Below are 21732 nucleotides of genomic sequence, written 5' to 3'. Positions count from 1 at the left end.
TGGCAAATTAAGCTTCACCTTTAGCTTTTTTAATGATTTCTTCTTGTACTGATTTTGGTACATCTTCGTAGTGGTCGAATACCATCATGAAGGTACCACGTCCTTGAGTTGCAGAACGAAGAACAGTAGCGTAACCGAACATTTCAGCAAGCGGTACATAAGCACGAACGATTTGGCTTGCACCGTGTGCTTCCATACCATCTACACGTCCACGACGAGCAGTTACGTGCCCCATAACATCCCCAAGGTTTTCTTCAGGAACTGTGATCGTTACAAGCATCATTGGTTCAAGGATAGCTGGCTGTGCAGTCTTAGCAGCTTCTTTAAGCGCAAGAGATGCAGCGATCTTGAAGGCAGTTTCAGATGAGTCGACATCGTGGTATGAACCATCGTAAAGTTTGGCTTTCACGTCAACCATTGGGTAACCAGCAAGAACACCATTCGCCATAGATTCTTGAAGTCCTTTTTCTACTGCAGGGATGAATTCACGTGGAACCACACCACCGACGATCGCATTTTCGAACTCGAATCCTTTACCTTCTTCGTTTGGAGTAAATTCGATCCAAACATCACCAAACTGACCTTTACCACCAGATTGACGTTTGAAGAATCCACGTGCTTGTGTAGAAGCACGGAATGTTTCACGGTAAGATACTTGAGGAGCACCAACGTTTGCTTCAACCTTGAATTCACGTTTCATACGGTCAACAAGGACATCCAAGTGCAACTCACCCATACCAGAGATAACTGTTTCACCAGTTTCAGGGTTTGTTTCAACACGGAATGTTGGATCTTCTTCAGCCAATTTTTGAAGGGCGATACCCATCTTGTCTTGGTCTGCTTTAGATTTAGGCTCAACCATCAATTGAATAACTGGTTCTGGAACTTCGATTGATTCAAGGATGATTTTTGCTTTTTCATCTGTCAATGAGTCACCAGTTGTTGTATCTTTCAAACCAACGGCAGCAGCGATATCTCCAGAGTAAACTGTTTCGATTTCTTTACGAGTGTTGGCGTGCATTTGAAGGATACGTCCGATACGTTCACGTTTACCTTTAGAAGTGTTCAATACGTATGAACCTGAGTTCAAGACACCTGAGTAAACACGGAAGAATGTCAAACGACCTACGAATGGGTCAGTCATGATCTTGAAGGCAAGAGCTGCAAATGGCTCTTCGTCAGATGCTGGACGTTCTTCTTCTTCGTCTGTGTCTGGGTTTACACCCTTGATTGCAGGGATATCAAGTGGGCTTGGAAGGTAGTCAAGGACTGCATCCAACATCAATTGAACCCCTTTGTTCTTGAAGGCAGAACCACAAAGTACTGGGTAGAATTCAACGTTGATTGTCGCTTTACGGATACCAGCTTTCAATTCTTCGTTTGTGATTTCTTCCCCTTCAAGGTATTTCATCATCAAGTCTTCATCAGTTTCAGCAACTGCTTCAACCAATTTTTCACGGTATTCTTGAGCTTGTTCAAGGTATTCAGCTGGAATATCTTCTTCAAGGATATCTGTACCAAGGTCGTTGGTATAGATTTCAGCTTTCATCTTGATCAAGTCAATGATTCCGCGGAAGTCATCTTCAGAACCGATTGGCAATTGAATTGGGTGAGCGTTTGCTTGAAGACGGTCATGAAGTGTGCTTACTGAGTAAAGGAAGTCAGCACCGATTTTATCCATCTTGTTGGCGAATACAATACGTGGAACTCCGTATTCAGTTGCTTGACGCCAAACTGTTTCAGTTTGAGGCTCAACACCTGATTGAGAGTCAAGAACGGTAACCGCACCATCCAAAACGCGGAGTGAACGTTGAACTTCGATAGTGAAATCCACGTGTCCCGGGGTGTCGATGATGTTTACACGAGTGTCTTTCCATTGAGCTGTTGTAGCGGCAGATGTGATGGTAATACCACGTTCTTGCTCTTGCTCCATCCAGTCCATTTGTGACGCACCTTCGTGAGTTTCACCGATTTTGTGAATCTTACCAGTGTAGTAAAGGATACGCTCAGTTGTAGTTGTTTTACCAGCATCGACGTGAGCCATGATACCGATATTACGAGTTTTTTCAAGTGAAAATTCGCGTGCCATGAGGTTTGTTTCTCCTATATTTTTTATTTCTATTCTATTATAACACGATTTCAATAAAAACGGATAGGCAGGACCCACCCGTTCTCAGTGTTTTCATGATTTGTTGGTTTCAACTCGTTGGTGAGTTGAATCATAGCTAATACTATTCGTTTTAGCTAATTTGAACCCGAGCGAGGCCCGGTGCAAAAAAGATAAACTGCTTTGTGTTCACGGAACACTGCATCAGTTTCCTATTTTTGCCTTGGGCCTTTGCCGCTCTTGGTATCATAATTGAACCCGGGCTAAAAGCTCGGAAAATAGATAAGCTTTCCTGGAATCTTTGATTCTGCGTCAAGCTTCCTAATTTTCAGTCGCTTTTTTAACGCCCTTAGTATCTTAATCTTACCAACGGAAGTGTGCGAAGGCACGGTTGGCTTCTGCCATACGGTGAGTATCTTCACGTTTCTTAACTGCTGCACCAGTGTTGTTAGCAGCATCCAAGATTTCTTTTGCAAGACGATCAACCATTGTGTGTTCACCACGTTGACGAGCGATTGTTACCAACCAACGAAGTCCAAGTGTTGTACGACGTTCTGGACGAACTTCAACTGGGACTTGGTAGTTAGATCCACCAACACGGCGTGCACGTACTTCAAGTACAGGCATGATGTTTTCCATAGCTGTTTCGAATACTTCAAGAGCATCGTTTCCAGTAGCTTCTTTGATTTGTTCGAAAGCTCCGTAAACGATTGAAGCAGCTGTACCACGTTTACCATCAAGCATAACGCGGTTGATAAGACGAGTAACTAATTGTGAATTGTAAAGCGGATCTGGCAATACATCGCGTTTAGGCGCACGGTTTTTACGACTCATTTCTCTTTATCCCCTTTCCTTATGCTTTTGGTTTTTTAGTACCGTATTTAGAACGGCCTTGTTTACGATCGTTTACACCTGCAGTATCAAGTGCTCCACGGACGATATGGTAACGTACCCCTGGAAGGTCTTTTACACGTCCACCACGAAGAAGAACCACGCTGTGTTCTTGCAAGTTGTGTCCGATACCTGGGATATAAGCTGTCACTTCGATCAAGTTGCTCAAACGTACACGGGCAAATTTACGAAGGGCAGAGTTAGGTTTTTTAGGTGTCATTGTTCCAACACGAGTTGCAACACCACGTTTTTGTGGTGAAGAAACGTTTGTTTGAACTTTTTTATGACTGTTGTAACCAACGTTCAAAGCTGGTGATTTAGATTTTTCTACTTTTGATTTACGCGGTTTGCGAACCAATTGGTTAATTGTAGGCATCTACATTCTCCTGTGAAATTTTTTATTTTTGGTGATGGTACACTTGGTGACAGCTACCATCCGTGTGTACTTTTGCAACATTTGTCAGCACGTCCCTGTACACTCTTGAGAGACCAAAAGTAAAAAGTACCGTCTATTATTATAACACGACGGCACTTTGATTGCAAGATCTTTTTTTATATTTTCCCTAACTTCAAAAACTCTATTGTTGAGCTGTTTCAGCCGGCGCTTGTGCTCCTCCATCTACTGCTGGAGTTGACTGTTGCTGCTGAGCAGGGTCTGTTGCAACACCTGCCCCACCATTTGCATTAGCGTTAGCATTGGCATCCGTTTGATTTTGTTGGGTCGCTGTAGCATCCCCTTCATAGGTCAAACCATAATAATTGGCAATGTATTGGATACGGGCTGTGAGCGATTGTTTTTGAGTCTCATCCTTTACTTTTTTGACGGCAGTTTGAGCCGCGTTCACAGTGTCTTGACTAGGATTGGTCTCCATTTGCACAACAGCTTTTTCTGCAGCTTCTGTATTTTTCTTTTCTTTTTCTTCCTTTGTTTCCTTTTTCACTGGAAGGGAACCTGTTTTTTTAGAAGGTTGAATTTCTGTCGTTACCTGGGCAGCTGTATTCTTTTTAACGGTGTACAAGCCAGCTACCAAAATAAAGGATAGAGACAGAACTGTCACCAAGCGAATCCACAAAGGACTATTATCAAATCGATCTAAAATTCTTTTCACTTTTTGATCCTCCTTGGTTGCTCTTAATCAAAGATATTCCCAACTTCGACACTCAATTTATTTTCTTTTACATCGATGTTGGTCACGCGCAATAAGGATTTGTGTTCAAAGAATTCACGGTCGGTTGCAGCATTATCTGCAAAAACTGCTACCCCTGCTAATTCAGAATCGAATTCAGACAAGAGACTGACCATTCCGTTAATCGTTCCGCCACCTTTAAGGAAGTCATCGACAATCAAGACCCGGCTTCCTGCTTTTAGGCTCCGTTTTGAAAGGAACATTTTCTCAATGCGATCCCCACTTGAACCTGAAACATAGTTGACACTAACGGTTGACCCTTCTGTGATTTTTAAATCACGACGGACAATGACGAATGGAACATTCAAGACATTAGCTACTGCGTTGGCTAAAGGGACTCCCTTGGTCGCTACGGTCATAACAGCATCAATCTTCTTGTTCCGGAATGCTTTGGCAATGATGCGGCCGATACGATTCAAAATCTTTGGATTGCTCAAAAGATCAGACAAGTATATGTAGCCACCAGGAAGGATACGATCACTTTCAGACAGTTGCTTGCAAAGATCCTCGACGATTTCTTTGGACTCTTGATCTGAGATAGACGGTGTAAAGATCACGCCTCCACCAGCTCCTGTAATGGTCTCAATATTTCCGATTTCCATCTCTTCAAACGCACGCTTAATGATTACGATATCTTCTGAGATGGAAGATTTGGCTGACTCATACTTTTCCGCAAAAGTATTGAGGCTAGTCAATTCATAAGGATGGTTGATCAAGTAATTAGAAATCACGACCATCCGTTCACTTCTTCTTAATTTCATTTTCTCACCATGTAGTTTTTTTCTATCATTATACCATAAGAAGCGAAAAAAACGAACATTCTGATTTACAGAAGGCCGTTTTTTCCTGATTATTTCAATTTTAGCAAAATCATTCCCGTATTTCTCACTGTTTTTATTCATCGAGATTCGGTTTATAGAAGGATCTGTTTTCCATGGCAAAGATTTTATTGGTCATCTCTCCTGGACCGACCAAGCCAAGAGCAGTTGTCATCATCATCATTTCCGCATCTAGATTATCAATCATGTGAATGATCTCTGCTTCCATGATCTTTGGACGAACAGGGCTACCGTATTCGAGCAAGCCATGGTGACTCAAGATCACATGGCGAAGGACGATCACTTCTTCTTTTTGGTCATCAATCTTCAAGTCTTGCAAGACCTTGGTAACTTCTTCATCGATCAGTGCAATGTGGCCGATGAGGTTGCCCCGAACGGTGTATTCTGTATTTTCCGGCCCCGTCAACTCGATCACTTTGGCCAAATCGTGCAACATAATCCCTGCAAAGAGCAAGCTCTTATTCAACTGAGGATAGATATCACCGATACTATCTGCCAAGCGGACCATGGTCGCCGTATGATAAGCAAGACCTGCTTCAAAAGCGTGGTGGTTGGTTTTAGCAGCTGGATAGCTATAAAACTCTTTCTCATATTTCCCATAGAGGGCCCGGACAATCCGTTGCCAGACTGGATTTTCAATTTTGAAAATCATATTTGACAAGTATTCATGCAATTCCTTAGGATCTACTGGTGGTTTTTCCTTGAAGTCTGCTGGATTGCTAGGCTCTCCTGCTTGGGGCAAGCGCATGTTCAATTGATTGACTTGCGGGGTATTATTGTAAACTTCCCGACGTCCAGTCATATGGACCACGCGCCCAGCTGTAAAGCTCTCTACATTGTGGGGTTGAGCGTCCCATAATTTGCCTTCGATGGTTCCGGTCTCATCTTGGAACACAAAGGCTAAGTAGTTCTTCCCGGCCCGCGTTTGACGCACTTCTGCTGACTTGATCAAATAGAATCCTTCGAACAATTCATCTTTTTTCATTTGGTTAATTTTGACCATCATCTTCTCCATCTTCTATATATACATCTAGTCCCAGCAAGTCCTCATCACTTTCGATTTGGCGAAGTGTCCGCTCGATGGCACTGGTCCGTCGGGTCAGCAAATCATCAATATTATTGGAAGCATTCTTTAAATGGCGCTGAGTCTTGGCCAGAATCCCTCCAAACTTATGGAATTCTGATTTGACCGATCCCAACACCTTGCTAATGTCATCTGCACTCTTTTGGATGTTGAGCGTTTTAAAGCCAACGGACAAGGAATTCAAAAGGGCTGATAGCGTACTTGGACCAGCCACTAAAATTTGTTCGTCCCGACGCAAGCGATCGAAAAATTCTGGATTGCGAACCACTTCGGAATAGAGGCCTTCGGTTGGCAAAAAGAGAATCCCGAAATTGGTCGTTGCAGGTGGGAAAAGATATTTTTGCTGGATGTCTTTTGCAAAGCGTTGGAGTCTGTTCAAAAGGGCTTTGCGGTAACGCTCGATCTCTTCTTTATCGCCAGATTCATAAGCCTCTTCCAGACGATAGTAGTCTTCCAGTGGGAATTTAGAGTCAATCGGCAGATAGACTGGCTCCTCTCCTTGTCCTGGAAGCTTAATGGCGTACTCCACGCGCTCACTGGACTGGGGAACAGTAACAAACTCTCGCTCATACTGGGCTGGGGTCAAGATATCTTCAATGATCTGTCCCAGCTGCAATTCGCCCATAATCCCACGGGTCTTGGTGTTGGAGAGAACTTTATTAAGGGTACCAACATCCCGAGCTACCGTCTGCATTTCTCCCAAGCCTTTATTGACCGACTCCAATTGTTTTGAAACAGTCTCAAAAGAAGTCTGCAAGCGGTGTTGCAAGGTTTTCTCCAATTTTTCTTCCACCGTTTGGCGCATCTGCTCTAGCCGCACTTCATTGGACTCTTGGATTTGGCGCATGCGCTCATCCGTCTTATCCCGATTTTTTGTAAAGTGCTCATTCATCTCAGCGCGTAGAGCTGTCGTCTGCTGGTGGATCTCTACTCTCATCTCCGTCAAGCGATCTGTCAAGGCGATTTCTAACTGCTGATTGGCAATCTGGCTTGCTTGTCTTTCTTTTTCAAAACGGTAGTCCAACTGGTCTGTCAAATGATCCTCATGGTCTTCCAGCATCTCACCAATATTTGGCTTTGTATTATCTGACCGTTGGAAGAGATAGATGAGGAGGCCCAGATTGAGCAGGCCAATCAGAAGCAGCATGATATTCATATTAACCTCTGTCTTTACTATAAACAATGACGAGATAGCCACGATCAAGACTCACTTGAATCGGTTGATCCAAAAATTCATTGGAGCCATACATGGCCTTCAAAAAATAATTCTCTGGATGTAAGGGGTATTTGGCACCTGTGATTTCTAAGTGCCCCCCTCCAACAGGCATGAAACCCACGTAGGACATAGCAGGATCGGGCAGGATCTCGTGGCAGCCGGCCGGCCGATAAAGTAGCCGATTTTGGCCATCGACTAATTGGATCTGCACCATATAAGGAGCTAGGTCTGGATCAGTCGGCAAAAAGATATTAGACAAGAAGTGATCCAAGCGACCACCAAAGGCACCATAAACGGTGACAGCAGCATTTGGATAGGCTTCAAAGGCCGCTTTCAAGGCCAATTCCAAATCTGTATCGTTCTTTTCAGGAACAGATTGCACCACTTGCTTGGCTTGGGCTTCGATGTTGTTCAAATCGGTCTCAGAGACGGAATCAAAATCTCCAACAGCCAGCTCCAGAGGCAGGCCTTGTCCCAGTAACTTCAAGCAGCCACCATCAACGCCCACATAAACGTCATGATCTCTTGGCAAGAGCGCGCTGTCACCTCCTGCCAGTATTGCGATGTTACCCATTGACAGCATCTCTAAGTGTTTGCACACGCTCATTGACATCTCCGTTGAAGACATAAGAACCTGCCACAAAGACATTGGCTCCGGCTTCTTTTGCTTGGAAGATGCTTTGGCCATCAATGCCACCATCGACTTCAATATCAAAGTCTAAGCCTTTTTCTTCACGAAGGGTCGCTAATTCACGGACCTTATCCAATGTTTCAGGAAGGAAGGCTTGCCCACCGAAACCTGGGTTAACGGTCATGACCAAGACTTGATCCACCAGGTTCAAGACATGCTTGATACTGTCTACAGGGGTTCCTGGATTAATGACAACACTGGCTTTTACACCTGCTTGACGGATTTTTTGAAGAGCCCCGTGGATATGAGGGGTTGATTCTACGTGGATGCTGATGATATCTGCACCGGCACGGGCAAATTCTTCAATATGGTGTTCTGGATTGGTTACCATCAAGTGGCAATCAAAGACCAATTTGCTGTGTGGACGCATGCTGGCTACGACACCGGCACCAAAGCTAATATTGGGTACAAAATGACCATCCATCACATCAATATGGGCGTAGTCTGCTCCAGCTGCTTCAAGACGTTTCAATTCGCTTTCAAAATTGGCATAATCTGCACTTAAAATTGAGGGTGATAATTTCATTGTTTTCATAGTTGTCTCCTATTTGGGTATTTTTTTGGAAACCTTTTTGTAAGTTTCACGACGGTTTTCGATTTCACTGAGAAATTGCAGGTAATCCTCATAACGAAAGGCCGCAATTTCCTTAGCTTCAACAGCCGGCTTAACTGCACAAGCTGGCTCGTGGGTGTGGCTACAGGTACGAAACTTGCAAGCGTGGCTCACATCCGCAATCTCTGGAAAGGCTTGGTTGAGATCTTCGCTACTTGCCACTTCATAATCGAGGGAGGAAAAACCAGGTGTATCGGCGATTTTACCACCATTCAGATGGTAAAAGCTGACTGCACGCGTCGTATGACGTCCACGCCCTAAACTATCTGAGATTTCACCCGTTTCAAGCTCCAGATCCGGAGCAATCTTATTGAGTAGAGTGGATTTTCCCACCCCAGTCTGTCCCATAAAGACCGTGGTTTTTGCCGTCAACAGTGGCAAGAGTTCCTCAATCGACAAGACAAAATCATAGCCAATGGCTTGGTAGATTCCTTGGTAATAACGGATATCTTCTAGATCTTCTAGCAAGTCTAGCTTAGAAATATAGATAATGGGATGAATCCCCTTATGCTCCAAAAGGACCAAAAAGCGATCCAGCAGGTTGGCATTGAAATCGGGCTCCTTGGCTGACATGATGACCACTGCTTGGTCGATATTCACGATCGGAGGCCGCACCAGGCTATTTTTGCGAGGCGCGATGCTCAAGATGTAGCCTTCTGAATTCTCTTCAGCGGAAAATTCTACCTGATCTCCTACATAAGGAGTCTGTCCTTTTTTCCTAAAATTTCCACGAGCACGTGTCTGGTAGATAGAGCCCTCTGACTCCACATAGTAGAAACCGGCCAGGGCTTTGACGATTGTTCCTTGCAAATCGTACTCCTTTTTGCTTAATAGTTTTATTATATCAAAAAATAAGAAATAAGGTTGGTTTGCCCGTAAGAAAAACGAAATGGGAAGATCCCATTTGGATAAAGACGCAAACCAACGGGCCTGGTATGGGATATCTTAGAGCAGAAAGGGGAAGAAGGAGCTTCCCTTTTTTTCCTTGGCATTTTTCCTAAAAAGTGTATAATAGAACTATGCGGAGGTGGTGGAACGGCAGACACGCATGCTTCAGGCGCATGTGCCCATTCGGGCGTGAGGGTTCAAATCCCTTTCTCCGCATCTTGGAAAGGTGGCTCAGCTTGGTACGGCACCGGACTCGAAATCCGGCAAGTGGATTTTTTTCACGCGCGGGTTCAAATCCCGTCCTTTCCTTTTAGAACTCAAAAGAGAGTGGGACAGAAATCGGTCATTCGTTAGAATTCGATTTCGTCGTCCCACCTCCGCACAGTTGAGTAGGGCTGTAAAAGCTGATGAAATCAGCCTAGTAGAGTCCACTCAACCACTGCGTCTTGCTCGACAATCCAAAAATAATTGGCTCTTTGTCAACTGTAGTGGGTTGATGAAAAGCTATACCCTGGAGAGGACCAAATTGGTTCTCTCCTTTTTGATGTTCAAAGTGATGAGAATTCTCGTTTTAAAGTTTTCAAAGTTTCGGAAGCCAAAAGCATTTCGCTTGATGACTTTGATGAGGTTATTGGTAGCCTCTAGTTTTGCGTTTGAGTAGGGAAATTCCAGTGCATTCATGATCTTGTCCTTATCTTTCAAAAAGGTCTTAAAAACAGTTTGAAAAATAGGATTTACAGAAGAAACTGTTTCGTCAATAAGACTAAAGAAATGGTCTGTTTGTTTCTCTTGAAAATGAAAGAGTAGGAGTTGATAGAGATTATAGTGCTGTCTAAGTTCTTGAGAGTATGAAAGCAGCTTTTCTAGAACCTCTTTATTGATCAAGTGTGACCGAAAAGTTGGTCGATAAAATCGTTTATCACTGAGTTTACGGCTATCCTGTTGGATGAGTTTCCAGTAACGTTTCAGTGCTTTATATTCGTGCGATCTCCGATCAAACTGATTCATAATTTGTATGCGTACGCGATTCATTGCTCGACTGAGATGCTAGACAATGTGAAAGCGGTCGAGAACGATTTTTGCATTTGGAAAAAGTTTTCTAGCAATATCGTAGTAGGGACTAAACATGTCCATGGTAATGACTTTCATACGACTTCTCACCTGTCTAGAATAACGAAGGAAATGATTGCGAATAGTTGCTTGAGTCCGTCCATCTAGGATAGCTACAATCTTTCTTGTATCGTAGTCCTGTGTAATAAAGCTCATCTTACCTGCCATTCGACTCATTGCTATTTACACCTTTGAATCATCATTGACAATTTGACCTGTTTTGTATACCATAAAAATAGTTAACTAATATAATTTAATAAGTTTACAAATAATCTTTTGCTGGAGAATGATGATGAGAAAATTATTTTCATTATTGATATCATCTAATGCAGATTTACCCAAAGATAGTTTACTCCTAAAACTAAGATGGCAAGAAACGAATGCAGTAGATCAAACTCTCATTTTAAGACATCAAAAAAGATTGCGGCAGATGTTACTCGTACAAGGTGGAGAGGAATTAAGAGCAACCTTTTTATTGAAGAGGTCCTCGTCTTTTGGAAGGAAATCACATGATAAACTAGATCTAACCTCAGCTACTTTTCTATCGAACGTGCAATTTACCAAGGCAGATATTCTGCAGTTTGTAAGAGCTATTGGAGATCACAATCCTTTGCACCAGCAAGCTCCCTTCTTAATTCCAGCCTGTCTTTATTTAGACTATTTAAGACAGGTCTTACCACAAAGAGCTTCTGCCTTATCCTTACGTTTTTTAGCTCCAGCTTATGCGCAAGATAGATTATCACTTTATTGTCATCAAAAGAATTTTTATCTGTGCAAAGGGGATATTATCATCGTGAAAGGAGAGATTGTTTAATGGTAGATGTTTATATTCAAGCGGGATTAAGGACACCCATTGGACTGTTTCAAAAGCAATACGCTAATACGCGACCAGAATATTTAGGTGCTGCGATTTTAAATGCCTTAAAGAAGCGTTATCCAGAAAGTCAAATTGATGACATTATTTGTGGAAATGCTGTTGGAACAGGTGGCAATATTGGTCGACTAACTGGTCTCTTGTCTGATTATTCTGAAGCTGTTCCTGCGACTACTATTGATATGCAGTGCGCTTCAGCAAGTGCCGCCTTGGGTTTTGCGTTTGCTAAGATAAAAGCTGGTTTATCAGAAAATATTATTGCAGGCGGCATTGAAAGTTCATCTTTGCAACCATTGCGGACTTATGCTGACAAGGATAATCGTTCAGGGAGTTACTACGTTGCTCAGTTTTCACCCGATAGTACGGATTCTCTAGCTATGATAAGAGGGGCCGAGCGAGTCGCTCAAAAATATCAGGTGAGTCAAAAAGAATTGTATCAATGGACTTTAAAGAGCCATTCTAAAGCTCAGAAAGCCTTGGAGGTAGGGGCTCTATCTCCTATTATCCTAGAAATGCCTGGAAAAAAAGATGAGGGTATCCGATCTAAGATTTCGGAAAAATTGTTAAGTCGAATTCCTCCAATCTTAGGTCCAGGCAGTCTGACAAGTGCTGCAAACTCTTGTTTAACACATGATGGTGCTGCTTTTCTTTTATTGAGCCATCAAGTCGGTGAGTTTAAGATTTGTGACATGGTTCAGGTAGCAGGAGATCCTCGTTTCAGTCCCGAATTAGTTTATAAAGCAACTCTAAAATTATTGAAGAAAGTCAATCTTTCAATGTCAGATATAGATGCTGTTGAATGGAATGAAGCATTTTCAGTGATTGATTGTATCTTTGAAAGGCATTTCCCAGAAGCTGTCAATCACTACAATCTATTTGGTGGTGCCTTAGCTTATGGCCACCCTTATGGTTGTTCGGGGGCGATCAATCTTTTACATGTAATGCAGGCGCTCCGTTTACAAAAGGGACGATATGGACTTTGTGCTATTGCCGGTGCTGGAGGAGTTGGTATTTCTTTTCTCATTGAGAGGGTGGAAGCTTAATATGATTCAAAAAATAAAAGCTTGGGCTCAAGAGGCTCCTCATCGGCAGGCTTTAGTTATTGATGACAAATCTTACACTTACTGTGATTTATTAAGGATGATGAATCAAATAAGACTTGATTCAAAGTCATCTGATGTTTGCTTTATCGTAGAACACCGTCCGCTTGAACAGTTGATGACATTTTTAGTAGCTGTATCATTAGGCATAAAACCTGTTATTTGCCATCCTAATTTGTCTCCAGAGATCCAACAGGCCTTAGCGTCTGAAGCAGGTGCCTCCGATTTACGTTTAGAAGCAGATTTCGGAATCTTGACTTCGGGAACAAGTGGAAAACCCAAGATTTTGTGGCAAACCATGTCCTCGTGGGTAGATTTTTTTGCTGAGCAAAATCGAATTTTCCATATTAATCAGAAAACGGCTTTATTCTTAAAAGGCAATTTTAGTTTTTCAGGGAACCTTAACATGGCCTTGGCTGTCCTTTATGAAGGTGGGCAATTAATTATAAGTGATAAACCATCTCCGAGAAGTTGGGTGCAATTATGCCAGATCTGCCAAGTTAGTCACATGTATCTCTTACCAAGCCTTCTACAAGTTCTAGCAAGTCATTTAAACAGTAGGAAGATTAACTTGTCTTATATCATCAGTTCTTCTCAAACCTTGCCAGTTCCTCTGATTCGTGAGCTTTACGACAGGCAACCGAATTGCGAGATTATTGTTTTTTATGGCGCTAGTGAATTAAGTTTCATCAGCTGGTGTAAGGGCAGAGAGGTTTTAGAGTATCCCAATTTGGTTGGTCGAGCTTTTAAAAATGTCCAAATAAAGCTGAGAAACAATAAAATTTATGTTACAACTCCTTATGCGGCTGTCGGAGTAAGATGCCCCTTTACGGTAGAAGACTATGGTCATTTTTCAAAAGCAGGATTAATTTTAGAAGGGCGACCATCTGATTGGGCTAATTATGCAGGCACCAAGTTGTACTTGCCAAGGATCAGACAAAAACTACTCTCTTGTTCTTTCGTCAAGGACGCCTTTTGTCTCAAGTTAAGTAGTCATCTGGCTGGTGATGAAGTGCATGCCTTTCTTGTACTAAAAGACGGAATATCTTTACCAGAAGCTAAGAAGTCGATTTCTAGTGTTTTACTAGCCACTGAACAGCCCAAATACTGGCATACTATAGATGCCATTCCCTTGATGGATAGTTCTAAAGTGGATGTCCAGTATTTGAAAGAGCTCTGTCAAAAAAGGATTCATTAATCTCAAGTTGCATAGAGCACTTGGGATTTTTTTGTAGTTTCTCTTGTGGTGACATCAATTCTATACTAAAATAGATAAGTACAGCCACAAAAGGAGAAGGCCATGCCGACAGAATATGAAAAAATGATTGCGGGGGAGTTTTATAAACCTAGCGACCCTGAGTTACGTGCCCTAGCAGCTAGATCCAGAGAAAAGCAAATGGCCTTTAATGCGGAACCTGACCGTCTCAAGAGGGCTGAAATTGTCAAATCTTGGTTTGGTTCGACTGGGGAAAATGTTGCCATGAACCCTCAGTTCGTTACCGATTACGGCGTTAATATTCATATTGGTGAAAATTTTTACTCTAACTGGAACTTGACTATGCTGGATATTTGTCCCATCACGATTGGCGATAATGCCAATTTAATTGTTCCATAAGTTCTTCCTAATGATGGTTTTGTCGCTTTTCATTATAGTTCTTATGGGGCTTTTTTTCTACAACAAAATCGGCTCCATAATTCTGAACTGCACCCCAAAAGTTAGACAGAAAAAATCTAACTTTTGGGGTGCAGTTCATTCCTATGGTAGTTTTACCCACTACAGAAATTATAGAGCCAAATAATTGAGAGGCTAGGACTTTTGTCCCAGCCTCTTTCTATTATTTAATTCCTGCTTCTAGAAGGCCATCTGCTAGGCGGGCAAAGTCGTCTAAGCTGAGGGCTTCTCCTCGTACAGATGGCTGCAGGCCGGCAGCTTGGATCCCCGCTTCCAGTTTTGCCTTCACTTCTTCGGTCTTGCCAAAGCGACTGGTCAAGTTATTCCAAAGTGTTTTACGGCGGTGGACAAAGCTAGCCTTGCTGACAGAGAAGAAGAAATCTTCATCCTTGACGGTTACTGCTGGTTCTTCGCGACGCACCATCTTGAGGATGGCAGAGTCGACGTTTGGTGCTGGCACAAAGACAGTGCGAGGCACGATAAAGGCTACCTTAGCGGTCATATAGTACTGGACAGCAATGGACAAAGACCCGTATGCCTTGGTGTTGGGCTCTGCTGAAATCCGATCTGCCACTTCCTTTTGCATCATGACTACAAATTCTTGGAAAGGAATCTTAGACTCGATCAAGTGCATGAGGATCGGAGTCGTGATGTAGTAAGGAAGGTTGGCCACTACCTTGATCGGAAGGTCTGGGTTTTTAAACTCTGCGATATACTGGTTGAGGTCTACCTTGAGGATGTCTTGGTTGACAACGGTCACATTGTCAAAATTCCGCAAGGTATCCGCTAAGATGGGAACCAAGCGGTCATCAATCTCAAAGGCCATGACTTCTGCGGCATTTTCTGCCAAAAACTCAGTGAGAGCTCCAATTCCTGGACCGATTTCAATGACATTGACCTGCTTATCAATCTCAGCCGTATCCACAATTTTTTGAAGGATATTGGTATCGGTCAGAAAGTTCTGACCGAAGGATTTTTTAAAGGTAAAACCGTGACGCTCCAGCACTGCCTTGGTCACGCTATAATCTGCAATTCTCATTTTTTCTCTTTTCTAATCAGTTTAGGGGTAAAGGGTCCCCTCTACTTCCGTCTTAATAACTGGCCATCGCCTCTTCAACTTGTGCCAAACAAATCCCAAACAACTCCAAACGTTTGAGCAGTTGTTTGCCATTGCAATAGCCGATGCGCAAGGCTTCTCCTAGATATTCCCGGCGTTTGCGACTATCGTTGCCCATTAACAGGCCGAGACGCATCAAATCAGTCTTTGTAATATCAAAGAAATGCTCATCTTCATAGGAGCCCACGAGTCCAGCCAGGGCCTTTTCTAGGTCTTCAAAGCTGGCATGCTCCACTCCAAGAGAACGCCCCTTGGTCTTGGATTTGGGGACTGCCTCACCACGGTTTAAAAAGGCATGCTTGGCCTGTGGAATTTCTTGCATAATGATCTTGCGAATCCGCTCGCCATTGTAGTCTGGATCCGTAAAAACAATGACTCCACGTAACTCTTGCAAGGTAGCAATTCGTTCCAAGTCATCTTGATCGATCGCAGAGCCTCGTGTTTCATAAGTATCCACCTCATAAAAACGACGGAGATTGGCTGTGTCGTCCTTGCCCTCCACGACAATCACTTCTGGTATTTTTCTTTTCTCAGTCAAGGCCAAATACCTTTCTTGCATTGTCATAGGTTGTCTGAGCCACTTCTTCTGTTGTTAAGCCACGTAGTCCTGCAATAAAATCTACCACATAACGAGTGTAAGCTGTTTTATTTTCCCGACCACGTTTGGGAACTGGTGCCAGATAAGGGGCATCTGTCTCAACCAAGATCTTGTCTAGTGGAAGGCCAGCTGCAGCTTCTTGAACATCTGTGGCTTTCTTAAAAGTGACCACTCCTGAGAAGGAGATCATCATTCCCAGATCCATGAAGCGTTTGGCATCTTCTAGACTACCTGAGAAAGAATGCATGATCCCACCGCGTGGGCCGACTCCTTCACTCTTGATAATGGCATAGGTATCTTCAAGAGCATCACGCGTATGCACCACAAAAGGCAAGTCCAAGTCCTTAGACAATTGGATCTGGCGACGAAAGACCTTTTCTTGAACCTCTTTTGGTGCTGTCATCCAGTGGTAATCCAGGCCGATTTCTCCTAGGGCGACGACTTTGGGATGTTTCAACTGTTCAAGTAAATAGGCCTCCACTTCAGGACTATAATCGCCCGCCTCAGTGGGGTGCCAACCAAGTGTGAGATAGAGCTCTGGGTGCTGGTCTGTCAACTCCACAGCTCGCTCAATGGTTGGCTTATCAAAACCAACAATATTATGAGCTACAACGCCCATTTCCTTGGCCAAGTCCAGCTCTTCTTGTTCTTTTCCTGCGAATTCTTCCACATTGAGATGGGTGTGGGTATCAAAAATCTGCATGATCTTCCTTTTCTTCCGAGTTTTTCTTCTTTCTATTATAGCAGAAAGCGCCTCTAAATTCACTTTTGGACAAAACAAAAACCAGTAGTCTCGAGTTTCTACTGGTTTTTAGCTTTTTATCTGAATTAAGCAGCCAAAACTTTGCGTCCTTTACGACGACGAGCTGCCAATACGCGACGACCGTTTTTAGTTGACATACGGTTACGGAATCCGTGTTTGCGCGCACGACGAAGTTTACTTGGTTGATAAGTACGTTTCACGATGAATACCTCCTCATAGATTTTGTATTCGTTTAGCCGGCTAGTTGTGATCAGTTACTAAACATACTTTACTATTCTATCGGATTCAGCTCTATTTGTCAATAGCTATGGCAAAATTGTTGCAAATACAGGTCGGAGAAAACCTTTCTACACCCGACGGGTTGCCAAATAATAGGGTTCCAGAGCCATCAGCGCCTCTTGCAACTGATCCAAGATATCCTCTAGGGAACTCTCCTCGACTAGAGGCACATCGTATTTGACGAGGACCTTACGAACCGCTCCTTCTGCTACTGCTTGTAGCAGATCATGGCGATTCTTCTCTGTTCCCTCGCTCCTTCGACTCTCTCCATTTTTCTGAGCGAAATAATAAACTGGCTGAGAGATGGGGAGTGTGAGAACCTTGTGTTGTTTCCCAAGACTCTGCTCGTCTTTTTTTCGCTCGATAAAGCTCACCTCTAAGGAAACTCCAAAATCAGCTGCGTCTCCATAAAGTCTCAAGGCAAACATGGGCTCTGCCATCGTTCCTTCTCCTTTTAGATAGGCCCAAAAATGAGGACGCAAGACTTGAGCCTGGTTCATCCACTGGCTGGTCCGATCTTGCTCCAAATAGGGGTGACGCTGCTGAAAGGCTGAGACTAAATTGGTGAATTCCTTACGAGCCGCTTGAGCCAGTGTACGATACTGCTCCATCTCTGGGGCTAGCACCCCTGCCTTTGCTGGCGCCTGATATTTCATTCCTTGAAGCTTTAAAAACTCTCGAATGGCTGAAAATCCCATCTGCTTCCTTTCTAATTCCACTAAAAAAGAGAGAGCGGTTCAGTCCCGTCTCTCCCCCATGAGAACTAATCGCTAGATTATCCTTCGATGTCCACCACCACGTAACGATTTGGTTCTTCGCCTTCAGAGTAGCTAGTGACCCCTTCCATCTTAGAGACGATACGGTGAATGATTTTGCGTTCACTGTTTGACATTGGATCTGTCTGTTGGGCTTGCCCGTCTTCAAGGGCACGCGTTGCCAACTTCTGAGCATAGCTTTGAAGAACTTCCGCCCGGTGTTCTACATAGTCATTCACATTAATGGTAATGTAAAAATTCTTTGAGTAGCGGTTATAAAGATAGTTTTGTGCCAAAAGTTGAAGAGCCTTCAAGACTTTTCCATGGTAGCCGATGACACGTCCTGGCTCATTGGTATCAATTTGCATATTGACCGTGCGGCGGTTGTGACTACTTGAGATGGTCGCATCCACATCCATTTCATCGACTACTGTTTGAACATAGGCTGTCACATCTGTGACGACTTCTTCGATATTGTAGTTTTCCTCTACTTCAATACCAAGGTTTGAGAAATCAGACTCATTTGATTCTTTTGCTACTGGTTCTTTGACTTTCTCAAGGATATGTTCATGCCCTTTTTCTTCAAGAACGGTATCTGCTTCTTTGTCATGTTTGAGGATTTCTGTCTTGATTTCTTCAGAGACAACTTCTCCCTCTTCTTCAACCTTCTTGATTGCTGCTACGACGCGGCCAAGATCGACCGTTGCTTCGCTCACCGTCTTCACCGGTTCGTTTTGCGCATTGATCTCGTCTGGTACTCCTTTGACAGCTTTTTGGTTAGCTTTCACAACCGTTGTTTCTGCAATGGGCTCAATCTCAACTTGAGCTGGTTTTTTGCCAAACAAGCCAAGAAAACCTTTCTTCTCACGCGCTACAACCGTAATATGCGCCTTCAAACGGGGAATATCTAAATCGTTTAGGCCTTTTTGAATGGCTTCTTCAACAGTTGCTCCAGTATATAGGACCATATGTCCACCTCTTTCTTATTTTTTCTTTTTCTGTGCTTTGTTTAGGGCACGGCGTTTTTGTTTTTCCATGTCTCGCGAAGCTTGCTCTTTTGCTTCACGCTCTGCGATAATCTTGAAGGGGTTGTTCAAGAGATAGGTCTGTCCGACTTGGTAAGCATTGGAAGTCACCCAGTAGAGTGCGACCCCACTGGCTGAGAACAAGGCAAAGAAGAAGATCATCACAGGCATCACATACATCATGGTTGTCGCACTACCATTGCGCTCTGGCATGGCTTTGTTGGTCAACCAACTACTGAAAAATGTGAAGAGTGCCGCAAGAAGTGGCAAGATATAAGTCGGGTCGATCGCGCCAAGATCCAACCAAAGGAAGTGACCAACTTTAAGGAATTCTACACGGCTCAGTGCTTGGAACAGTGCCATCAAGACCGGCATCTGAATCAAGAGAGGAAGGAAGGCTGAAGACGTTTTGACACCTTTTTCCTTGTAAAGGGCCCGCATCTCTCCAGAAAGCTTGGTCCGGCTATCAAGATCCTTCCCAGGATACTTAGCTTGCAATTCCTTGAGGAGGGGTTGAATTTCCTGCATTTTGCGGGTTGAATTCATTTGATATTGGAAGAGGGGCAAGAGGACCGTCCGAATGACAATGGTAAAGACGATAATCCCAACACCGATACTTCCGCCAAAGGACAAGAAGCGGATAGCTTCTGCAAAGAAGTAGACGAAGCGTTCCCAACCACCTGTCGACTGAGCTGTCACCTGAGAGGTTCCACAAGCTGTCAAGACCAATAAGGCCGCTCCTAATAATCCCGTTAACTTCAGTTTCTTTTTCACATTATTCCCTTTCTTGGTAGACATGCGCTAATTTTAAGACATGTACAAGATTTTTTTCTACTTGATGAAAATCGAGCTCCTCCACCCCTTTACGAGCAATGACAACAAAATCATCGGTCGTAAGGAAGGCTTGGTGTTTGATCAAAACATGGCGAATCAAACGTTTGATGCGATTTCTGGTCACAGCATTTCCCAGTTTCTTACTAACAGACAGGCCGACTCGAAAATGCGGTTGGTCTTTGCGCAAGCGGTAAACAACGAATTTCCGATTGGCAACATTTTGACCACTTTTAAAAATAGCATTAAAATCTTTGTCACGTTTGACGCGGTAGCTTTTTTTCAAACCTCAACTCCCTCTTTTAAATTTATTCTATTATACCATATTTTCAAAAAAAACCAATCTCACTCAGGAAATCGGTTGCTACTTGAATACAGATAAAAGCAAAGGCAAAGTGTAGTAAAGATTGAGCAGAATATGAGCCAAAATAGGAGAAAGGAGCGTCTTACTCCGATAATACAGGATCCCAAAAATCACACTCGGCAGGAGATAGATGATAGAAGCTCCTAGCGAAAAAGGATTGTGAAGAAAATGCAGGCCACTGTAGATGAGGGCTGGAAGCCAAATCTCTGCATAGAGTTTCCAGCCTTTGAAGTAGGCATTTACCAAGGCTCCACGAAAAATCAGCTCTTCTGTCACCGGTCGGATGATGACCATTGCGATCACCAGGATGAGCACCCCTGTGGGACTAATTTCCCGTGGAAAGAGGCTCAAAACAGCTGCCCGTCCTTGAACAAAACCACTGATGAAGTAGTCCAACCAGTAGACCAAACAGGCTGCAAAAACGGCTTCTATCAGAGATTGAAGAGGGGTCTTCCCCAGCTTAAACTGCGCTTTTTTAGAAAAACGGTAGACCAAAAACCCTGTAAAGACTGCATAAAGGCCTTCTAGGCCAAATAAGGTCCAATAATAGCTATTTGCGCTTGCTACACTATTGGAAACATACTGGGCTAAGGGGCGAAACTGAGGCCGGATGTAAAAGTAAAACAAGAGTAGAAAGAGGGGATAAAGCAGCGAGAGCTTTCCTTTGATGAATTTCATAGATACCTTTCCTATAAAGTCTGATAAATCGTATAGTGCATCTTACCATAATCGTGACAAGGTTTCAATGAAAAAGGATGCCTTTCTACTCTTTAAGATAAGCTACATAACCTCCTAAGACAGCGACTAGAATCAAGAGACAAAGAAGAGTTTCCATCCATACAAGAACTGTCAAGAAAGGTAGTTGCAATAAGCCTTGGGCCATTTTCAAAGAGGTCGCTGTGATGACCGTTGGAAAGGTCAGGGCTGAAAAAGCAGGTTGGAAGCCTGCTTTGACCATCCTTGGGAGACGTGTCAAAACAAAGAAATAAAACCCTTGCGAGGCCACCACCATGATCAGTAAGAACCAGGTAGGCAGGCTTGCTCCACCCACACGAACCAGGGCTGCTAAAAGAAGGGAAAAGGGAGCACAATAGATGCCTTCTTGCCCTAACAGATGATTGGGTAAGGGCTGCTTTTTCCCATCAAAATAAATGACTGGGTAGAGAAGAAAAGTCAAGCCAAAACCAACCACCAATGCAAGATAGGCAATGAGCCGCTGGCCGACAACTGGATAGGTCAAGGCTGCGACTGCGATCCCTACATAGAGAACGGTCCAACTCGGAGTGGCAGTGACTCTTGGACGGACCATGACATGGGTCTTGGTAAAATAGAGGATCAAGCAGACATCTAGAAGAAAAGCAGACCACCAGACCACTTGAGAAAGTCCTCCAACTGCTGGGAAAAGTCGAAAGAGATAGGTAGAGAGAATCATTCCAGCCATGGGAAAGGTCGCCATCCCAGATAACAGAGCAGGTTGTTGCAGTTCCATCTTTGTTTCTTGCCAGCGAATCGCATGATAGACTAAAAAGAAAAACCAGAAGAACAAACCTGTCAGACTAAAGGCATGGGCAAGAATGGGTAGAGAGTCTGCAAGAAGGTTTCCAGCGCCAACCAATCCTAACAGACAGCCTGAAAATACTAAGGGGATCTTTTTCATCGGGAGCTCCAATCATTTTGTCGCTTTCAGTATACCATAAAATCAAAGGGAACATCATCAAAAAAAGAAGT

The 21732-nt window shown here is 43.5% G+C and carries 23 protein-coding genes, 2 tRNA genes and 2 pseudogenes; 6 read left to right on the top strand and 21 right to left on the bottom strand.

Annotation, left to right across the window (positions count from 1 at the left end):
• Positions 1-7 precede the first annotated feature (7 nt).
• The 10 genes from fusA to rsgA form a co-directional block, all read right to left on the bottom strand.
• Positions 8-2089, bottom strand: coding sequence for an elongation factor G (gene fusA / locus JX304_RS01035; protein ID WP_061455783.1), 2082 nt, complete (start codon positions 2087-2089; stop codon positions 8-10).
• A 381-nt stretch (positions 2090-2470) separates the two neighbouring features.
• On the bottom strand, positions 2471-2941 hold the full coding sequence (gene rpsG, locus JX304_RS01030; protein ID WP_003003105.1) for a 30S ribosomal protein S7: 471 nt from the start codon (positions 2939-2941) through the stop codon (positions 2471-2473).
• A gap of 19 nt (positions 2942-2960) precedes the next feature.
• Entirely contained in the window at positions 2961-3374 is a 414-nt protein-coding gene (gene rpsL / locus JX304_RS01025; RefSeq protein WP_003003125.1) for a 30S ribosomal protein S12, read from the bottom strand.
• A gap of 202 nt (positions 3375-3576) precedes the next feature.
• On the bottom strand, positions 3577-4107 hold the full coding sequence (locus JX304_RS01020) for a hypothetical protein (RefSeq protein ID WP_205010867.1): 531 nt from the start codon (positions 4105-4107) through the stop codon (positions 3577-3579).
• A 23-nt stretch (positions 4108-4130) separates the two neighbouring features.
• Positions 4131-4946, bottom strand: coding sequence for a pur operon repressor (gene purR, locus JX304_RS01015; RefSeq protein WP_205010866.1), 816 nt, complete (start codon positions 4944-4946; stop codon positions 4131-4133).
• 133 nt (positions 4947-5079) lie between these two features.
• On the bottom strand, positions 5080-6027 hold the full coding sequence (locus tag JX304_RS01010) for a 3'-5' exoribonuclease YhaM family protein (RefSeq protein WP_205010865.1): 948 nt from the start codon (positions 6025-6027) through the stop codon (positions 5080-5082).
• Entirely contained in the window at positions 6014-7264 is a 1251-nt protein-coding gene (locus JX304_RS01005; protein WP_205010864.1) for a DNA recombination protein RmuC, read from the bottom strand. Before JX304_RS01005 ends, JX304_RS01010 begins: the two co-directional genes overlap by 14 nt.
• A gap of 1 nt (position 7265) precedes the next feature.
• On the bottom strand, positions 7266-7898 hold the full coding sequence (locus tag JX304_RS01000; RefSeq protein ID WP_205010896.1) for a thiamine diphosphokinase: 633 nt from the start codon (positions 7896-7898) through the stop codon (positions 7266-7268).
• Positions 7891-8550, bottom strand: a complete 660-nt coding sequence (rpe, locus tag JX304_RS00995; RefSeq protein ID WP_205010863.1) for a ribulose-phosphate 3-epimerase — start codon at positions 8548-8550, stop codon at positions 7891-7893. The genes JX304_RS01000 and rpe overlap by 8 nt, the downstream gene beginning before the upstream one ends.
• 9 nt (positions 8551-8559) lie before the next feature.
• On the bottom strand, positions 8560-9438 hold the full coding sequence (rsgA, locus tag JX304_RS00990) for a ribosome small subunit-dependent GTPase A (RefSeq protein WP_205010862.1): 879 nt from the start codon (positions 9436-9438) through the stop codon (positions 8560-8562).
• A gap of 211 nt (positions 9439-9649) precedes the next feature.
• Between rsgA and JX304_RS00985 the strand changes: the two genes are divergently transcribed.
• Both JX304_RS00985 and JX304_RS00980 read left to right on the top strand, forming a co-directional pair.
• Positions 9650-9732, top strand: a tRNA-Leu gene (locus JX304_RS00985).
• A 4-nt stretch (positions 9733-9736) separates the two neighbouring features.
• Positions 9737-9825: transfer RNA gene (locus JX304_RS00980), tRNA-Ser, on the top strand.
• A gap of 195 nt (positions 9826-10020) precedes the next feature.
• Here JX304_RS00980 and JX304_RS00975 read toward each other — a convergent pair.
• Positions 10021-10788: pseudogene (locus tag JX304_RS00975) on the bottom strand (ISL3 family transposase); the annotation flags it as partial.
• A gap of 130 nt (positions 10789-10918) precedes the next feature.
• Here JX304_RS00975 and JX304_RS00970 point away from each other — a divergent pair.
• The 4 genes and pseudogenes from JX304_RS00970 to JX304_RS00955 form a co-directional block, all read left to right on the top strand.
• A complete protein-coding gene (locus tag JX304_RS00970; RefSeq protein WP_205010861.1) occupies positions 10919-11440 on the top strand; it encodes a MaoC family dehydratase in 522 nt (173 codons plus the stop codon).
• Positions 11440-12543 carry a thiolase family protein gene (locus tag JX304_RS00965; RefSeq protein ID WP_205010860.1) on the top strand — a complete coding sequence of 368 codons (1104 nt, stop codon included), beginning with the start codon at positions 11440-11442 and terminating at the stop codon, positions 12541-12543. Before JX304_RS00970 ends, JX304_RS00965 begins: the two co-directional genes overlap by 1 nt.
• 1 nt (position 12544) lies before the next feature.
• Positions 12545-13798 carry an AMP-binding protein gene (locus JX304_RS00960; protein ID WP_205010859.1) on the top strand — a complete coding sequence of 418 codons (1254 nt, stop codon included), beginning with the start codon at positions 12545-12547 and terminating at the stop codon, positions 13796-13798.
• Between the two features lie 102 nt (positions 13799-13900).
• Positions 13901-14197 (top strand): annotated as a pseudogene (locus JX304_RS00955) (maltose acetyltransferase domain-containing protein); the annotation flags it as partial.
• A 238-nt stretch (positions 14198-14435) separates the two neighbouring features.
• On the opposite strand, the gene rsmA reads toward JX304_RS00955, so the two are convergent.
• The 10 genes from rsmA to JX304_RS00905 form a co-directional block, all read right to left on the bottom strand.
• Positions 14436-15311, bottom strand: a complete 876-nt coding sequence (gene rsmA / locus JX304_RS00950) for a 16S rRNA (adenine(1518)-N(6)/adenine(1519)-N(6))-dimethyltransferase RsmA (protein WP_205010858.1) — start codon at positions 15309-15311, stop codon at positions 14436-14438.
• Between the two features lie 52 nt (positions 15312-15363).
• Positions 15364-15948, bottom strand: a complete 585-nt coding sequence (rnmV, locus tag JX304_RS00945) for a ribonuclease M5 (RefSeq protein ID WP_205010895.1) — start codon at positions 15946-15948, stop codon at positions 15364-15366.
• Complete coding sequence (locus tag JX304_RS00940; protein WP_205010857.1) at positions 15920-16690, bottom strand: TatD family hydrolase; 771 nt, start codon at positions 16688-16690, stop codon at positions 15920-15922. Before JX304_RS00940 ends, rnmV begins: the two co-directional genes overlap by 29 nt.
• Positions 16691-16815: 125 nt before the next feature.
• The gene (gene rpmH, locus JX304_RS00935) at positions 16816-16950 is read right to left on the bottom strand and encodes a 50S ribosomal protein L34 (RefSeq protein WP_000831905.1); all 135 of its coding nucleotides are present in this window, start codon (positions 16948-16950) and stop codon (positions 16816-16818) included.
• Positions 16951-17097: 147 nt separating this feature from the next.
• Positions 17098-17727, bottom strand: coding sequence for a ribonuclease P (locus JX304_RS00930; protein WP_205010856.1), 630 nt, complete (start codon positions 17725-17727; stop codon positions 17098-17100).
• A 77-nt stretch (positions 17728-17804) separates the two neighbouring features.
• Complete coding sequence (gene jag / locus JX304_RS00925; protein ID WP_205010855.1) at positions 17805-18752, bottom strand: RNA-binding cell elongation regulator Jag/EloR; 948 nt, start codon at positions 18750-18752, stop codon at positions 17805-17807.
• Between the two features lie 15 nt (positions 18753-18767).
• Positions 18768-19583 (bottom strand): YidC/Oxa1 family membrane protein insertase, encoded by an 816-nt coding sequence (locus JX304_RS00920; RefSeq protein WP_205010854.1) that lies wholly within the window; start codon positions 19581-19583, stop codon positions 18768-18770.
• A gap of 1 nt (position 19584) precedes the next feature.
• The gene (rnpA, locus tag JX304_RS00915; protein WP_003002960.1) at positions 19585-19926 is read right to left on the bottom strand and encodes a ribonuclease P protein component; all 342 of its coding nucleotides are present in this window, start codon (positions 19924-19926) and stop codon (positions 19585-19587) included.
• 78 nt (positions 19927-20004) lie between these two features.
• Positions 20005-20682, bottom strand: coding sequence for a CPBP family intramembrane glutamic endopeptidase (locus JX304_RS00910; protein ID WP_205010853.1), 678 nt, complete (start codon positions 20680-20682; stop codon positions 20005-20007).
• Positions 20683-20767: 85 nt separating this feature from the next.
• Positions 20768-21661 (bottom strand): TDT family transporter, encoded by an 894-nt coding sequence (locus JX304_RS00905; RefSeq protein WP_205010852.1) that lies wholly within the window; start codon positions 21659-21661, stop codon positions 20768-20770.
• Between the last annotated feature and the right edge of the window lie 71 nt (positions 21662-21732).

Origin of the sequence: Streptococcus parasanguinis, from assembly GCF_901875555.1 — a bacterium.
Taxonomy (GTDB): Bacteria; Bacillota; Bacilli; order Lactobacillales; family Streptococcaceae; genus Streptococcus; species Streptococcus parasanguinis_H.
Note: the sequence above shows the minus strand (reverse complement) of the source record. Positions and strands in the feature narration are given on the sequence as shown.

Bases quoted from the DNA above. Each gene is read 5' to 3' on its own strand.
- JX304_RS00930 (WP_205010856.1), bottom strand. From the start codon at position 17,727: ATGGGATTTTCAGCCATTCGAGAGTTTTTAAAGCTTCAAGGAATGAAA.
- JX304_RS01000 (WP_205010896.1), bottom strand. From the start codon at position 7,898: ATGGGTAACATCGCAATACTGGCAGGAGGTGACAGCGCGCTCTTGCCA.
- fusA (WP_061455783.1), bottom strand. From the start codon at position 2,089: ATGGCACGCGAATTTTCACTTGAAAAAACTCGTAATATCGGTATCATG.
- JX304_RS00905 (WP_205010852.1), bottom strand. From the start codon at position 21,661: ATGAAAAAGATCCCCTTAGTATTTTCAGGCTGTCTGTTAGGATTGGTT.
- JX304_RS00910 (WP_205010853.1), bottom strand. From the start codon at position 20,682: ATGAAATTCATCAAAGGAAAGCTCTCGCTGCTTTATCCCCTCTTTCTA.
- jag (WP_205010855.1), bottom strand. From the start codon at position 18,752: ATGGTCCTATATACTGGAGCAACTGTTGAAGAAGCCATTCAAAAAGGC.
- rsmA (WP_205010858.1), bottom strand. From the start codon at position 15,311: ATGAGAATTGCAGATTATAGCGTGACCAAGGCAGTGCTGGAGCGTCAC.
- JX304_RS00970 (WP_205010861.1), top strand. From the start codon at position 10,919: ATGAGAAAATTATTTTCATTATTGATATCATCTAATGCAGATTTACCC.
- rnmV (WP_205010895.1), bottom strand. From the start codon at position 15,948: ATGCAAGAAAGGTATTTGGCCTTGACTGAGAAAAGAAAAATACCAGAA.
- rpsG (WP_003003105.1), bottom strand. From the start codon at position 2,941: ATGAGTCGTAAAAACCGTGCGCCTAAACGCGATGTATTGCCAGATCCG.
- JX304_RS00960 (WP_205010859.1), top strand. From the start codon at position 12,545: ATGATTCAAAAAATAAAAGCTTGGGCTCAAGAGGCTCCTCATCGGCAG.
- JX304_RS01005 (WP_205010864.1), bottom strand. From the start codon at position 7,264: ATGAATATCATGCTGCTTCTGATTGGCCTGCTCAATCTGGGCCTCCTC.
- JX304_RS00965 (WP_205010860.1), top strand. From the start codon at position 11,440: ATGGTAGATGTTTATATTCAAGCGGGATTAAGGACACCCATTGGACTG.
- JX304_RS00940 (WP_205010857.1), bottom strand. From the start codon at position 16,690: ATGCAGATTTTTGATACCCACACCCATCTCAATGTGGAAGAATTCGCA.
- rpe (WP_205010863.1), bottom strand. From the start codon at position 8,550: ATGAAAACAATGAAATTATCACCCTCAATTTTAAGTGCAGATTATGCC.
- purR (WP_205010866.1), bottom strand. From the start codon at position 4,946: ATGAAATTAAGAAGAAGTGAACGGATGGTCGTGATTTCTAATTACTTG.
- rpsL (WP_003003125.1), bottom strand. From the start codon at position 3,374: ATGCCTACAATTAACCAATTGGTTCGCAAACCGCGTAAATCAAAAGTA.
- JX304_RS01010 (WP_205010865.1), bottom strand. From the start codon at position 6,027: ATGGTCAAAATTAACCAAATGAAAAAAGATGAATTGTTCGAAGGATTC.